Origin of the sequence: Dyadobacter sp. CY351 (genome assembly GCF_021502625.1) — a bacterium.
Taxonomy (GTDB): Bacteria; Bacteroidota; Bacteroidia; order Cytophagales; family Spirosomataceae; genus Dyadobacter; species Dyadobacter chenhuakuii.
The window spans coordinates 464,888-479,220 of sequence record NZ_JAKFFU010000001.1; the positions used below are offsets into that span (position 1 = coordinate 464,888).

Consider the following 14,333-nt stretch of genomic DNA (forward strand, 5'->3'; position numbering starts at 1 on the left):
CTATATCAGCACGTGATGTATTTAACGCAGCCCGACGTATATGCATTGCAATTTAGAGATTATTTTTCCTCTCTGCCAGCTTTCCTTTTAAAAAACCTTTTAACACTTCCAGGCCGGTGTCGAAGCGGGTGTTGTTGTTGATGATCATATCCGCCTCGGAGCGCAGGGGCAATATAAATTTATCATAAGTTGGCGCTACGTGATGTTCCCAGCGGTAGAGCACATCGTCCAGGTCGTAACCGCGCTCGTTATTATCACGAATAATTCTGCGTTTTATTTTAACGTGCTCCTTTGCATCTACAAAAATTTTTAAATCGATCAATCTGGCTATTTCCGGGAAGTAGAAGACAAAAATACCTTCTACAATGATGATTGGCCGTGGTTCGAAGACCAAAATTTCGGGTTTGATCAATGGATTGTTGAATGTGTACTCTTTCTGATGCACTTCCCGCCCTGCCCGCAGCACGGCAATGTGTTCGGCAAATAAATGGTGGTCAATGGTTTCGGGCAAATCAAAGTTTTCGACGCCGTTTTCGTCCCGGGGGATCTCGTGAATGGGGCGGTAATAATTGTCCTGGGAAATGCGGGTAATCTCTTCTTTCTCAAACGAATCGATCAGGCTTTTCATGAAGAATGTCTTTCCCGAAGCACTTCCGCCGGTGATGCCTACAATATAGGGTGCAAATTCTGGGGTTGTCATAGTTAGATTTATTGATTTACGAGGGCGTAAATCGCATTTCTGTTTTAATTATTAATCAATTACTGCCAATTTTCCGGCAAATGTTTCACTGCCATCTGGCGTTACTACCAGGATCATATAAATCCCTCCTCTGGCACGCTTGCCCGTATAATCATTCAAATTCCAGGTCGCAGTGCCACCTTGTGATTTTGTTTCATAGATCAGGCGGCCGGAAAGTTCGGTGATTTTTACAATGGATTCATTTTTCAAACCTGTTACTCCAACAAACCCGCCATAACCAGGATGAACCGGATTTGGGAAAATTTTAACATTCGAAAAATTTTCAGCTGAGGTTGTCGCATTGCTGCGGTAAGACACCATTCCATTCGGGGTATCAATAAACAAATTGCCCGTTTCTGAATCAAATTCCAAAGCACGGATTGAATCTGATGGCAAAGGACTGTCTGCTGATGTGAATTTTTGGACAAGCTCCGTGCCATCGGCATTAAAAAGATAAAGGCCATTCCGCGTTCCGATCCACTTTCGGTTACCCGGCTCAATGGCAAGGGCTGTACATTTCTCGTTGGCAAAAAGCTTCCTCTGACCGTATATTGGCAAAACCGCATCAACCCTGGCTGCATTCAGGATATTTTCTGATACAAAATACCCGATCCCCCTGTCGCTCGCAAACCAAATGTTTCCATCCAAATCCATGGCCAGATTATTAATGATGGAAGAGGGCAGGCTCCCATTGCCAACGTTCGTAGAAAGTACGCGTTGCTGGTTTTGCACATTTTTTACCAAAATTCCTCCTCCCAGATAATCAGGAAGCCGTGTCCAGATCAAACCGTTCAGATCCGTAATGACAGAGTCTTTCTTATCTACAATGGTGGTGTCAGCCTGCAATGGTGTGAAAGATTGAAATGCTTGACCTACGTTGTGGAGCAGGCCGTTTTTCGAATCGGCCACCCAGATTTTCTCACTATTTGTATGGACAGACTCCTTAGGTGACTTAAATAAAGGGCTTGTAAAAGTGCTTACGCCGTTTTTTGGATCCAATAAAACGACCTTATCATCTAATGTGACAGTAAGTCCGCTTTCGGATGCAGATATAAAATAAGCCTGACTGCCTGATGATAAGACGGACTTCCAGTTCCCTTTTTCTTTTAAATACAAACCCTTCCCTGCACAACCTATATATAACTGAGAAGCATTTGACGCAACGGCCACTATTTTTGCCGGCGTAGCAATGACTTTCCAATTGGCAAAATACTGGCGGTTAACAGCGGGCGACATGGATGTGCCGATCATTCCTTGCGGTGTTATGGCGTAAAGCGAGTCCGAAGCAAATGCAATGTCAATGACTGAAACTTGCATTCCGTTGGGGCCTATGTAGCGGTAAGTTTCATCAACTTGTTGATTTTTGGTGTCCAAAACCACAATACCAAAGCTGGTGCAGAGATAAGCCAGATTTTCCCGGATAATGATGCGCTTAATGTCCTTGTTTTCTGGTAAATCGGGATTTTGAGAAAAAACAGGCCAGGGTTTAATTTGTTCTGCCTGAGCAGATTCATTCAGATACACCAGATCAACATGGCCATCCCGATAAGCTAAAAGCAAAAGATTCTGCTCTTCGTCGAAAGCCAAACTTGCAATGCCGGTGCTGGTCAGGCCATCCGATTTTGACCAGATTTTGACTTGTTTGTCAGCAGTATGAATGCTGAAAAGGCCATTATGCGAGGCGCAGAAAATATGATCATTAACCTGTACAATGTGCTTTGCGGAAAGATAGTTGAAATGCGTTTCCCACTGGCCCAACGCCACATTTTGCCCCCAACTAATCCGGGACAGCGCGCCGCAAAGAAGCACAAATAAAACCAGCCGCTTCATGATCACATCCTTTTACGGCGATAAGCTGCCTTTTGCGTGTTAATTGGAAACCGTAACCAATGCCGATCCTTTTCCTGTTCCCGTGCCGCAGCCACTTTTCAGCGAGCTGATCGTGTATTCCGTCGTCGTCTTGGGAGAAACGGAAATCAGATATGGGTTCAGGAAAGTGCCGTTGATGGCGGTTCCGTCCGATAATGTGAACGACCAGGGCGGTAATCCGTTTTTGAATTTCAATTGAATGCGTGTGGTTCTTCCGGCCGTAATGGTGCCTTTGCCCGAAACTTCTGCAATTGCCTTGTCAGGCGCGACAATATCCAGCTCTTCAATGGCGCTTGACACGGCAGGCGATGAGGAAATGATCCTTATTTTCTGCGTCCTGATCGTATCGCCTTGCGCTGCACTGCTCAGTTTTACTTTCATCGTTGCAGCCGTTACGGTGGTCGGCAGGCTCACAAACCGGCCCGATTTGTCCGTAATCTGGACACTGAATTTGTTGTTAGGATTGTAACGGCCTTCTGTTTTGTATGGTATTTCAATGGTAGAACCGGCGCAGACCATATTCTGAGGCAGCTTTTCCAATGTAATGCTGGCAGGAGGGCTCTTCACCGAAACTTTTGCAGATCCTGAAAATTTACCTACTCCGCACAAACCTCCCGCGGAAGTGATCTGATAATTTGTGTCAAAAACAGGCTTAACCTTCACTTTGTAAGGCGATTCCTGAATGTTATTCTCATATGTGCCGTCGGAAAGCAGCACAAACCAGGGGCCGCCGCCGGTAAATTTTAGTGTCAGTTCTCCTGTTTCATTTTCGCCCAGTCTGAGGGAATCCCGCTGCAAAGTGGCAACAGTAGGCGAAACAATGGTAATGTTGGTTGTCTGGCTTACCAGGTAGGGAGCAGAAGAAACAACGCGCAGTTTGTACTCGCCAGGCTTGTAATCGGTTGGGATCTGGGTGGTAATGTAACCCGTTGTGTCCGGCGTGGAAATGGTTTTGAAAGCACCCGTCCGTTCTGCGATCTGCACCACAAATTTGTTTCCATCCTTATATTTCCCTGTTGCATTGAAAGGAACCTGGAATGGAATGCCGCTGCAAAGCTTTGCAATTTTTTCCACTTCTTTCAATTCCAGTTTCGGCTCGGGATTGTTATTCACATTCACAATGGCTTCTCCTGAAACATTCCCACTTCCACACGCATTGGCAACGCCGGTTAGTCTGTAAGCTTTTACATCGTTTGGTTTTACAGTAAGATAATGTGGATTAGACATTGTCTGATATACAACTGTGCTGTCCGACATAAGAAACGACCATGGCGCAGCACCCGTAAAATTCACTTTAAGATTAACTTCCTGACCCGGCATAATGCGCACAGACTGAGTTCCGTCGATCACTTCCAGTCTCGCGCTGGCCATTTGTAGCAGGCGGATAGGCACTTCCTGGCTCCTTACCACCGGGATAGAAGCTACAATTTGTATCCGGTAAACCTCGCCGCCTATTTTGTAAGATGGAATTACTGCCTTAACCGGACTTTTACTCACCGGCAGCGAGATAGGAACCGATTTGCCACTCGCGTCAATCAGATGTGCAATGAATGTGTTGCCTTCGTCATAAGGCCCGACCGTTTTAAATGGGATGTTAATGGTTGTTCCCGGACAAACGGACAGATAAGAAATATTGTCAATGATGATTTTGAAGGACCGTACGCTGTCTGCGGCCGGTTCTGTTTTAGCAAGCCTTTCTTCTGCTTCTTTCTCCGTGAGCGTGTCCGAAGAGATTTCAACATTGCTGCTATCCGGCGTAATAATGGTGTCCCGGACAGCGTCGCGAATTGCTGTTGTGTCCGCGGTGGGAGCAGTTACGGGCGCTGCCTGCGTTGCCCGTGGCGCGATGGCCGTGTCAGCTTTGGGCGTTACGGCTGGCCTGGTAGGGACAGGTGGCTTTTTCTTTGGCGCAAAAATTTGTCTTTTAGGTGTGCTGGTTCTTCGCTGGGCATTGGCCTGATTTGAAAAAATCAACAACCCGCAAAAGATAATAAAGACGAATCTGAACATGTAAAAGTTGTTAGTATTTAACTTAATTCATTGCTACCAAAGTGCTTCCGCGCAAAACAGGCACAACATCATAAAGGTCTTTTTGCAAGCAATAAGATATATCTTTCTGGATTCCCAAACGCTGCAGCCTGCGCACGTGGGATGAATTGGAAACGCTGGCCAGTAAGTTGTTACGGCTCTGGTCGTAAAGTCGCTGCGCCATCAATGTGCCATCTTCCAAAAGCATAAACTGGTCTTTCAGCGCGTCGGCAAGCGCACCTGCAAACAATGTATCTTCCAGGTTGGGCCGTCCTTTCCAGCCTGCGCAAAGCACCAGGATGTCATAAGGCTCCGAACGCAAATGATTCGTCAATGCACCCAGGTTCAGGAACGATCCGATCATTACTTTCACTGCCGATGCCTTTGCCTTAGCGATTGATAACGTTCCGTTTGTGGTTGTCATTGCGATCTGCGAGCCGATCAGCCGCTCATTCATATAACTGAAAGGCGAATTGTCCAGATCAAAACCTTCTACTTTCCGTGCGTCGCGTTCCGCAGCTGCAATGAAACCCTTATCCTGTAACAATTTACATTCTTCAATACTGGCAACAGGCGTAATGCTCTTGACACCATAAGCGAGGCCGGTAACCATGCACGAAGTAGCCCTGAAAACGTCTGCTACAACTACAATTGAATTATCCAGTTTGTGTAAATGAAGCAGGTCGGGTGTAAGGCAAACATCAAGTTGTTTCATAAAATGCAATCGATACTATGGAGTAAATTGGGGGGAGTTAATTAGTTTTTTACAAAAGGCAGTTTGACAACTTTGGCTTTCAACAACCTGTCGCGCACTTTTACGAAAATTTCCGTTTCAGGCTTGGCAAATGCGGCTGGGACGTAGCCCAGGCCAATTCCTTTTTGTAATGTGGGTGATTGTGTTCCCGAAGTCACTTCGCCCAATCTGGTGCCGGATTCATCGCAAAGCTCATAATGTCCGCGTGGGATTCCCCGGTCGATCATTTCAAAGCCCACCAGTTTTTTCTGCAAACCCGCTTCTTTCTGCTCTTTCAATTCCTTTGCGTCGATAAAGTCTTTGGTGAATTTGGTAACCCAGCCTAAGCCAGCTTCCAGCGGTGAAGTGTTATCGTCAATGTCGTTTCCGTAAAGGCAGAAGCCTTTTTCAAGTCGCAATGTATCACGGGCGCCTAGTCCCACAGGTTTTATTCCAAATTCCGCTCCGGCCGCAAATATGGCTTTCCACATGTTTACTGCGTCGGCGTTTTTAACATATATTTCAAATCCGCCTGCACCGGTGTAACCTGTTGCCGAGATGATCACATCCGGAATCCCAGCCATTTCACCGATTTTGAATGTATAATAATCCATTGCACTCAGATCTACCGCAGTAAGCTTTTGCAAAGTTGGCGTCGCATTCGGCCCCTGGACTGCAAACAGGCACAAGTCATCGGAAAGATTTTCCATCGTAACGCCTTCTGCATTGTGGCTTTGGATCCAGTTCCAGTCCTTTTCAATGTTGGACGCGTTCACAACCAGGAAATATTCGTCTTCTTTTATTCTGTAAACCAATAAATCGTCGACCACACCGCCTTTTCCATTAGGCAAATAACTGTACTGCACTTTTCCATCAAACAAAGCAGCAGCATCGTTGGACGTAACTTTTTGTATCAAATCCAAAGCCTTCGGCCCCTTAATGCTGAATTCGCCCATATGGGACACATCAAATACGCCGACGTTATTTCTTACAGTGTGGTGTTCATCCAGATCCGAGGAATAACGCACAGGCATTTCAAAACCTGCAAATGGGACCATTTTGGCACCCAAATCAATATGGACCTGGTGTAATGGGACAGTTTTCATGAATGGTAAATTGGTTCACAATAATTTACAAAAGTAGGTAAAGCCGATCAAAGCGACACAAAAAAGTCTTTTTTCAAATGCTGTTGCGCACTTTTGAAGTATATTGGGAAAAAATATGCTTAAATAATTAGAAGGGCAACTGCCCCGAAACGGAGACTATGAAGAGAAAATTTTTACTTTTTGCCCTCACATTGGTTGCAGCGAAAACGGTTGCTCAGACAGCGACTTTTGTAGGGGAGGTTATTGATGATAAGATCAGTATAGGTTATGGCGTCACGTCCGGCGACGTGGACGGAGACGGCAAGCCGGATATTTTACTGGCAGATAAAAAGGAAATTGTTTGGTATAAAAATCCAGGTAAAAAGGCTGAAAAATGGACGCGTTATGTCATTGCGAGAGACCTGACCGAGCAGGATAATGTATGCATTGCTGCGAGGGACATTGATGGCGATGGAAAAGTAGAAGTGGCCGTTGGTGCGCAGTGGAACCCTTCGGAAACAAAGAATTTGAAACAATCGGGAGCGGTTTACTATTTATCTGCCCCCAGTGACAGGACGCAGCTTTGGGAGCCAGTCCGCCTGCATCACGAAGTGACCATTCACCGCATGCAATGGTTGAAGAAAGCCGACGGCACATTCCAGCTTGCCGTGCTTCCCTTACACGGTGAAGGAAATTCGGGTGGCGAAGGCGCTGGCGTAAAACTTATTGCATTTGATGTTCCTCAAAATAAAACAGGAATCTGGGGATTTGATCTGGTAGAAACCGGCATGCACATGACGCATAATATGCACCCTATGGAAGTGCCCGGCAGAATGCTAGGCTTAGCTGTTGCTGGTAAAGAAGGTGTGCAAGTTTTTCTGGACGGAGCCGAAGGTTTGGCGCCATCAGGCACCTGGATGGTTCCGCAAACGGGAGTAGGAGAGGTTAGAACAGGAAGTCTGGGCAAAAACCAGCTTTTCACCGCCACCATCGAGCCCATGCATGGCAACACATTAGTCGTTTATTCCAAAGACAACAGAACAGTTTTAACAGACAAAATCAAAGAAGGCCACGCATTAGTCTGCGCCGATTTCTTCGGCCAGGGCCGCGACCAGGTCGTAATGGGCTGGCGCAACCCGAATGTTACCGGTGAAACAGGCGTAAGAATTTTCGTAGGATCAGATCCCGAAGGAAAAAAGTGGCAGGAATATGCGCTCGATGATAAAATCAAAATCGCTTGTGAAGACATTACGGCTGCGGATCTGGATGGCGATGGGGATCTGGATATCCTGGCATCGGGAAGATCGACGCATAATGTTGTTGTGTATTGGAATCAGAAGAAGAAATGAAAAAAGGTCTGAGAGCTTGTCTCTCAGACCTTTTTAGTTGTTGGTGTTGACTAGTAACTTCCCTTAGTCCCGTCTTCCCATTAACAAGCTTACATAATAAAGCAATGTTGCTAATGAACCAATTGCAGCAACCAGATAAGTCCTGGCAGCCCATTTCAATGCATCGGCAGACATAACATATTCTCTCTCATTCACAATCCTGTTGTTCTTAATCCAGGCAAGTGCTCTGTTACTTGCGTCGTATTCAACAGGCAATGTGATAAAACTGAATATTGTTGTTGCGGCAAATAATGCTACGCCGATTGCCAATGGAATCGGCGTTGTGTTTAACAAAACGATTCCGCCCAGGATGATCCATTGCATGTAAGACGAGGCAATGCTCAAAAACGGCACCATTTGAGACCTGAACTGTAACCATTTATAAGCAGTTGCGTGCTGCACTGCGTGCCCGCATTCGTGGGAAGCGACAGCGGCAGCGGAGACACTTCTTCCGTGATAAACGTCAGGGCTCAGGTTAACGGTTTTATCCTGAGGATTATAATGGTCGGTTAGGCGTCCTTCGACTGACAACACCCGAACATCATATATTCCGCTTTCGCGCAGCATGGTTTCAGCGATTTCTTTTCCGCTCATTCCATTACTCAGCCCTACTTGCGAGTATTCTTCAAATTTACTTTTGAGACGCCATTGCACATAAAGGCTAATAAGCATCACCAAAATACCAATTACATATGCACCAGCCATATTTGTGTTAGTTATATCCTTGTTTTATTTTCTCAATCAGTGCGGTAGTCGAGTAACCCTTTACAAGAGCGATCGTTTTTACCTCACCTCCTTTACCCAAAACAAAATCCGCGCCAGCAATAGTTTCAACGGTATAATCGTCTCCTTTGACCAAAATGTCAGGTTTTACAGCTTCAATCAACTGACTAGGCGTCGGTTCGTCGAACAAAATGACAGCATCAATGAAGGAAAGCGCTGCCATTAATCTTGCTCTTGCATACTCATTGACGACGGGTCTTAATGATCCTTTGAGGCGGCTTACGGAGGCATCAGTGTTCAGGCCTAAAACAAGCCTGTCGCCCAATGCACGCGCTTTTTCGAGATAGTCTATATGTCCTAAGTGAACAATGTCGAAGCAGCCATTTGTAAAAACAACCTTTTGTCCGGCGCGTTGCCAGTCTTCAATGGTTGGAATGGCTTCTTCGAGTCTTAAAATCTTGCTTTCGGTGAGGTTCATGGAATGAATCGGTGTAAGGATTTTTGTAAGGTTAGTACGATGTCATACGCGCTTTTGATATAACCGGACTACAAAACAGCCATTAATTTTCAATCGCAACCTGATTGTTTTCGGAAACCGATTTTTTGTTTTGAACTAAAACGTATAGGAATGCCAGTGCGCCGATAATAAGCATAAAAATCATTTGCGCTCCATGAATAAACGTAGCCAATGTAATGCCATCGTTTTGAGATAATCCGTACAAAATCATCACATTACCAACCAGCAAATGATAAGCTCCTATTCCGCCCTGTGTGGGTGCGGTCATACCAATGGCGCCTACAACCAACAATGTCAAGCCAGCCAATGGTCCGAGGTTGGAAGTTTCGGGAATGCAGAAAAACAGCACGTAGGACACGAAGTAATAGAAAACCCAGATGCCGATCGTGCTAAGAATAAACAATCCCGGATTCTTCAATTTACGGATGCTCAAAAAACCATCAAGCATTCCTTTTGCGAACGTAACGATCTTCTGGATCAATGCATTCTGCTGCAAACGGTCCCTTAAGGCGACATTTTTATAAACCGCAATGCCCGCGGCAACCACCACAACCATGCCCGTAACCAAAATCCCCGCCAGGATTCCAGTCCCTGTGCTGCCGCCCTCGCCGCCTGAAACTTTACTTTGAAAAAAATCAGTGAAGAATTTACTGAGCCGGTCAAATTCCAGAATAAAATTCAAACCGATCATGATGAGCAGGATCAGCACGTCGAATATACGTTCCGCAACAACGGTCCCGAAGCTGAGGTTGACGGGAATGCGTTCCAGCCTGTATAGCGTGCCGCAGCGCGTCACTTCGCCCATTCTGGGCACAATGTAATTGGCAAAATAACCGGTTAATACGGAAATAGAACTATTGAAAAGCCCGGGTTTGTGACCCAGCGGCTCCATCAGCATGCCCCAGCGCCAGGCTCTCGTTACGTGTGCGCAAAGCAGCAAAAAGCAGGATAATGCAATCCATCGCCAGTCCGATTTGGCAAACCTGTCCAGCATTTCTGCGAAGTTGATGTCTTTAAAGACAAACCAGATCAGGCCGCCTGCCAGCGCAAGCGAAATGATGTAACGTAAAGCGCTTTTCATAGCTGTTTAAAGAATTTTGAGAACCCGCAAAGAAAAGAAGTTTGGCCTACACCACAAGATGATTATTATGATCCGGAAACACGACCATTGGCTTGAATGTCTTGGCCTCTTCCTGGCTCATGGAGCCGTATGCAATGATAATGATGATGTCGCCGATCTGAACCCTGCGTGCCGCGGCGCCATTCAGGCAGATCATTCCGGACCCTCTTTCGCCCTTGATAACGTACGTCACAAAGCGCTCCCCGTTATTGTTATTGACAATGTGAACTTGTTCATTTTCAACCAATCCGGCAGCGTCGATAAGATCTTCGTCGATGGTGATGCTGCCTACGTAATTCAACTCCGCCTGAGTCACCTTAACCCGGTGAATCTTCGATTTCATGAGTGTTATTTGCATTACCAGGTAATGTAAGTCGGGAATTTATTAATGTCCTTATTCACCCCAAAGTTAAGGGAATAATATACAGCCTTCAAAACATCGGCGTTATGGTTACGGTTCCCGTTCACAAATGCGGACACTGCAAGTAATTATTATAACAAGTATGCTTTAAACAATATTATCCACTTTATCTTTTCACTATCAAATCAGATGCGTTCAGAAAATAAACCGAAGGATGTGAAGCGCCGGGAGTTTTTGCAAAAAACGACGGCAGCAGCGATTGGAAGCTTTTTTATTGTCCCACGGCACGTGCTGGGCAAAGGCTTCGTGGCACCAAGTGACAAATTGAACATTGCGGGAATAGGGGTTGGCGGAAAGGGTTTTTCAGATACAAATAATGCTTGGAATAAAGGTGCCGAAAATCTGGTAGCACTTTGCGACGTGGATTGGAACCAGGCCAAAAAGAATTTTGAGCTGCATCCGACTGCGAAAAAATACAAGGATTTCAGGAAAATGTTTGATGAAATGGAAAAGGACATCGACGCCGTAACCGTTTCCACAACCGACCATATGCACGCCATAATCGCGATGGCGGCCATGCAGCGCGGCAAGCACGTATATGTGCAAAAGCCGTTGACGCACGACATTTATGAAGCGCGGATGCTTACAGAAGCAGCCCGTAAATATAAAGTGGTAACCCAAATGGGTAACCAGGGCGCTTCCAACCCTGCGCAAACGCAGATGAAAGAATGGTTTTCCAAAGGTCTGATCGGTAATGTGCACGAAGCGCACGTTTGGACCAACCGTCCGGTGTGGCCGCAAGGAATTCCCGTTCCAACCGAAAAATTCCCCGTTCCTGCTGACATTGACTGGGAACTTTGGGTAGGATCGGCTGAATGGGTTGATTATAATCCGGCGTGGCATCCATTCAAATGGAGAGGCTGGTGGAATTTCGGAACAGGCGCATTAGGCGACATGGGCTGCCACCTGATCGACCCTGCTTTCCGCACATTGGGACTAGGCTATCCAACCGAACTGGAATGCAGCGTAGGACAAGTTTTCATTAAAGACTGGACGCCCGAATACATTCCCGAAGGCTGCCCGCCATCATCGAGGGTTCAGCTTAAATTCCCTGCGAACAAGATCAACAAATCCGAAGTAACATTAACCTGGCACGACGGCGGCCTGCGTCCTTTCCATCCGGACATTATCCCTGCCAACGATCCGCTAGGCGAGCCAGACAGCAGCAATGGTGTTTTGTTAATAGGTCAAAAAGGCGTTATGACTTGCGGGACTTATGGTATTAACCCAAAAGTTTACCTGAACGACGGCACGAAGCTCGAATACAAGCAAGGTGATTTTGGAAACAAATACACACCAATGCCAGAATTCGGTCACCACGTCTCCTGGACCGACGCCTGCAAAGCCGGTTTCAATAGCAAAGAACACAAAGCGTTAACCTCATCATTCGACTACGCCGGACCATTGACCGAAACCGTCATCATGGGTAACCTCGGAATCCGCAGCTACAACCTCCGCACAGCGAAAGCAGACGGCAAAGGATTTGACTATCCAGGTCGGAAGAAGTTGCTTTGGGATGGTAATAATATGAAGATCACCAACTTTGACGAGGCTAACCAGTTTGTGAAGAGGAAGTACAGAGGGGACTGGAAGTTGTCGTAAGGGCGGAGGAAGCGTTTATGTCGGCTGGGCTGACCCGGTCAGCCTGAGTTGACCAAGCCCTGTCAGCCTGAGTTAACCAAGCCCTGTCAGCCTGAGTTAACCAAGCCCTGCCAGACGGAGCCAACCAAACCCTGCCAGCCTGAGCCAACCAAGCCCTGTCAGCCTGAGCGGAGACGAAGGCGCGTTACCCAGAAGTAGCGCGCCTTCGTCTCCGCTCAGGCTGACAGGGCTTGGTAGCTGCTGACAGGCCTTCTAAAACACAACATTATCAATCAACCTCACCGGCCCTAAAAACGCAGCCACGCAAATAGCATTTGTTCCGGCAGCGCTGAGGCTGGGAATCGGCTGCAATGTCTTTACATCCGCCACTTCAAAGTAATCTAGCTTAAACTCCGGAATAGCATTAAATGCATTGCTAGCAGCGGAAACGGTTTCTGTAATGTCCTTTCCTGCCAGCAAACTTTGCTTCGCTTCTTCCAATATCCGATAAATATGCGGAGCAATGTTGCGTTCAGCGTCATTAAGCCTGCGGTTGCGGGAGGACATGGCCAGGCCATCCGTTTCTCTAATAGTGGGGCAGACGATCAGTTCCAGGTTAAACGCAAGGTCTGAGACCAACCTTTTGATGATGGAAACTTGCTGTAAATCCTTTTGTCCAAAATAAGCGCGGTGCGGGCTTACGATGTGGAAGAGCTTGGAAACGACTATGCCTACACCATTAAAGTGACCCGGTCTTGAAGCCCCTTCCATCACGCTTTCCAATGTGCCGAAGTTGATCAGTAAGGACGATTTTTCAGGATACATTTCCTCCACGGATGGCGCGAAGACGGCTGTGCAGCCTGCTTGTTCCAGCATAGCACAATCTGCTTCTAACGTACGCGGATATTTCAGCAGATCTTCGGGGTTATTAAACTGGGTCGGATTGACGAAAATGCTGGCGACTGTGACGTCGTTATCTTTAATGGAAGCGTCAACGAGTGAAATGTGGCCTTCGTGCAATGCGCCCATGGTGGGAATTAGCCCAATGGTTTTTTGCTCTGAAAGTTGTTGATCGAGTAAACTGCGCAGGCCTTTGATTGAAGTAAATACTTCCATTGAAAAAGTGGAATCAGAGGGAGTAATCAAACCGCAGCGGATGCTTTTCTTTCATGTGAGCAACTATCCGTGGGCGATGAAAAAATTTGGAATGGGAATTCCCAAACTGAGCGCAATATGACATTTAGTTTGGAATATTTTTTGATTTTGCCATTTTTTTTGTATAATTTTGCAAAACTTTTTTTCACAAACTGCTGAAACATCTATGGAGAAACTACGAATTTTGTATGTAGCCAGTGAAATCAATCCTTTCCTCCAAACCACCGATGTTGCCGATTACGTAAGGAAACTTCCTCAGGCAATGCAGGAACGAGGTGCAGAAATCAGAATTCTTGTTCCCCGTTTTGGTCTTATCAATGAACGCAAAAACCGGCTTCATGAAGTAGTTCGACTGTCAGGAATAAATATTACCGTAGGAGATGAAGAAAAGCCTTTGATTATCAAAGTGGCTTCTATCCCTAATGCGAAGTTGCAAGTCTATTTTATTGACAATGATGATTATTTTCACCGCAAATCGGTGTTCTTTGATAAGGAGAATAACTTTTACGATGACAATGACGAGCGCGCGATCTTCTTCTGCAAAGGTGTATTGGAAACGGTAAAAAAATTGGGTTGGGCTCCTGACGTGGTGCATTGCAACGACTGGATGACTGCTTTGATTCCATTGTATCTGAAAACTACTTACCGCAACGATCCAATGTTTAAGGATACGAAAAGTGTGTTTACGGTGCATAACAATGCTTTTGACTATAAATTTGACGCAGATTTACATAACAAGGCGAAAGCAATGGATGTAAGCGATGAAGCTTTGGCTCATTTGCGCTCTAACGACTTTGAAGGATTTGTTAAAATTGGCTGTGCATATGCGGACGCGGTTTTGAAGGCGGACGATCATTGCAGCGAAAGTCTGAACCAGATTTTCAACAATGCGCCGAAACGTGTTGAGCTTGACGAACAGGATGAGAAGTTCTCGGAATCATATTACAATCTTTATACGGATCTGATGAACTGAT

13 protein-coding genes are annotated in these 14,333 nt (G+C 46.1%); 3 read left to right on the plus strand and 10 right to left on the minus strand.

The window, feature by feature from the left end; genetic code table 11:
- Window positions 1–52 precede the first annotated feature (52 nt).
- From L0660_RS01955 to gcvT, 5 genes are read right to left on the minus strand one after another with little or no spacing between them, the layout of a single operon-like run.
- Window positions 53–700, minus strand: coding sequence for a uridine kinase (locus L0660_RS01955; protein ID WP_026630544.1), 648 nt, complete (start codon window positions 698–700; stop codon window positions 53–55).
- A gap of 51 nt (window positions 701–751) precedes the next feature.
- The gene (locus tag L0660_RS01960; protein WP_235157311.1) at window positions 752–2,569 is read right to left on the minus strand and encodes a T9SS type A sorting domain-containing protein; all 1,818 of its coding nucleotides are present in this window, start codon (window positions 2,567–2,569) and stop codon (window positions 752–754) included.
- A 39-nt stretch (window positions 2,570–2,608) separates the two neighbouring features.
- Complete coding sequence (locus L0660_RS01965; RefSeq protein WP_235157314.1) at window positions 2,609–4,618, minus strand: hypothetical protein; 2,010 nt, start codon at window positions 4,616–4,618, stop codon at window positions 2,609–2,611.
- A gap of 22 nt (window positions 4,619–4,640) precedes the next feature.
- Window positions 4,641–5,351, minus strand: coding sequence for a 2-phosphosulfolactate phosphatase (locus tag L0660_RS01970; RefSeq protein WP_026630547.1), 711 nt, complete (start codon window positions 5,349–5,351; stop codon window positions 4,641–4,643).
- 41 nt (window positions 5,352–5,392) lie between these two features.
- Window positions 5,393–6,475 carry a glycine cleavage system aminomethyltransferase GcvT gene (gene gcvT, locus L0660_RS01975; protein WP_235157316.1) on the minus strand — a complete coding sequence of 361 codons (1,083 nt, stop codon included), beginning with the start codon at window positions 6,473–6,475 and terminating at the stop codon, window positions 5,393–5,395.
- A 158-nt stretch (window positions 6,476–6,633) separates the two neighbouring features.
- On the opposite strand from gcvT, the gene L0660_RS01980 reads away from it, so the two are divergent.
- Window positions 6,634–7,803, plus strand: a complete 1,170-nt coding sequence (locus L0660_RS01980; RefSeq protein WP_235157323.1) for an FG-GAP and VCBS repeat-containing protein — start codon at window positions 6,634–6,636, stop codon at window positions 7,801–7,803.
- A gap of 63 nt (window positions 7,804–7,866) precedes the next feature.
- Here the strand turns inward: L0660_RS01980 and L0660_RS01985 are convergent, their stop codons facing one another.
- The 4 genes from L0660_RS01985 to panD all read right to left on the minus strand — a co-directional run bounded on the left by L0660_RS01985 (window position 7,867) and on the right by panD (window position 10,560).
- Window positions 7,867–8,547, minus strand: coding sequence for a zinc metallopeptidase (locus tag L0660_RS01985; protein ID WP_026630550.1), 681 nt, complete (start codon window positions 8,545–8,547; stop codon window positions 7,867–7,869).
- A 7-nt stretch (window positions 8,548–8,554) separates the two neighbouring features.
- Complete coding sequence (gene rfaE2, locus L0660_RS01990) at window positions 8,555–9,043, minus strand: D-glycero-beta-D-manno-heptose 1-phosphate adenylyltransferase (protein ID WP_235157327.1); 489 nt, start codon at window positions 9,041–9,043, stop codon at window positions 8,555–8,557.
- 82 nt (window positions 9,044–9,125) lie between these two features.
- Window positions 9,126–10,163, minus strand: coding sequence for a lysylphosphatidylglycerol synthase transmembrane domain-containing protein (locus L0660_RS01995; RefSeq protein ID WP_235157329.1), 1,038 nt, complete (start codon window positions 10,161–10,163; stop codon window positions 9,126–9,128).
- 46 nt (window positions 10,164–10,209) lie between these two features.
- The gene (panD, locus tag L0660_RS02000) at window positions 10,210–10,560 is read right to left on the minus strand and encodes an aspartate 1-decarboxylase (protein ID WP_233795310.1); all 351 of its coding nucleotides are present in this window, start codon (window positions 10,558–10,560) and stop codon (window positions 10,210–10,212) included.
- Between the two features lie 192 nt (window positions 10,561–10,752).
- Between panD and L0660_RS02005 the strand changes: the two genes are divergently transcribed.
- On the plus strand, window positions 10,753–12,225 hold the full coding sequence (locus tag L0660_RS02005) for a Gfo/Idh/MocA family protein (protein WP_233795312.1): 1,473 nt from the start codon (window positions 10,753–10,755) through the stop codon (window positions 12,223–12,225).
- Window positions 12,226–12,477: 252 nt separating this feature from the next.
- On the opposite strand, the gene panC is transcribed toward L0660_RS02005, so the two are convergent.
- Window positions 12,478–13,320, minus strand: coding sequence for a pantoate--beta-alanine ligase (panC, locus tag L0660_RS02010; protein WP_235157330.1), 843 nt, complete (start codon window positions 13,318–13,320; stop codon window positions 12,478–12,480).
- A 205-nt stretch (window positions 13,321–13,525) separates the two neighbouring features.
- Here panC and L0660_RS02015 point away from each other — a divergent pair, with 205 nt between their 5' ends.
- Complete coding sequence (locus tag L0660_RS02015; protein WP_026630556.1) at window positions 13,526–14,332, plus strand: glycogen/starch synthase; 807 nt, start codon at window positions 13,526–13,528, stop codon at window positions 14,330–14,332.
- Window position 14,333: the final 1 nt, after the last annotated feature.

What these genes read in the sequence shown, in the direction of transcription:
- L0660_RS01955 (WP_026630544.1), bottom strand. Translation starts at nt 700, where the DNA reads ATGACAACCCCAGAATTTGCACCCTATATTGTAGGCATCACCGGCGGA.
- L0660_RS01960 (WP_235157311.1), bottom strand. Translation starts at nt 2,569, where the DNA reads ATGAAGCGGCTGGTTTTATTTGTGCTTCTTTGCGGCGCGCTGTCCCGG.
- L0660_RS01965 (WP_235157314.1), bottom strand. Translation starts at nt 4,618, where the DNA reads ATGTTCAGATTCGTCTTTATTATCTTTTGCGGGTTGTTGATTTTTTCA.
- L0660_RS01970 (WP_026630547.1), bottom strand. Translation starts at nt 5,351, where the DNA reads ATGAAACAACTTGATGTTTGCCTTACACCCGACCTGCTTCATTTACAC.
- gcvT (WP_235157316.1), bottom strand. Translation starts at nt 6,475, where the DNA reads ATGAAAACTGTCCCATTACACCAGGTCCATATTGATTTGGGTGCCAAA.
- L0660_RS01980 (WP_235157323.1), top strand. Translation starts at nt 6,634, where the DNA reads ATGAAGAGAAAATTTTTACTTTTTGCCCTCACATTGGTTGCAGCGAAA.
- L0660_RS01985 (WP_026630550.1), bottom strand. Translation starts at nt 8,547, where the DNA reads ATGGCTGGTGCATATGTAATTGGTATTTTGGTGATGCTTATTAGCCTT.
- rfaE2 (WP_235157327.1), bottom strand. Translation starts at nt 9,043, where the DNA reads ATGAACCTCACCGAAAGCAAGATTTTAAGACTCGAAGAAGCCATTCCA.
- L0660_RS01995 (WP_235157329.1), bottom strand. Translation starts at nt 10,163, where the DNA reads ATGAAAAGCGCTTTACGTTACATCATTTCGCTTGCGCTGGCAGGCGGC.
- panD (WP_233795310.1), bottom strand. Translation starts at nt 10,560, where the DNA reads ATGCAAATAACACTCATGAAATCGAAGATTCACCGGGTTAAGGTGACT.
- L0660_RS02005 (WP_233795312.1), top strand. Translation starts at nt 10,753, where the DNA reads ATGCGTTCAGAAAATAAACCGAAGGATGTGAAGCGCCGGGAGTTTTTG.
- panC (WP_235157330.1), bottom strand. Translation starts at nt 13,320, where the DNA reads ATGGAAGTATTTACTTCAATCAAAGGCCTGCGCAGTTTACTCGATCAA.
- L0660_RS02015 (WP_026630556.1), top strand. Translation starts at nt 13,526, where the DNA reads ATGGAGAAACTACGAATTTTGTATGTAGCCAGTGAAATCAATCCTTTC.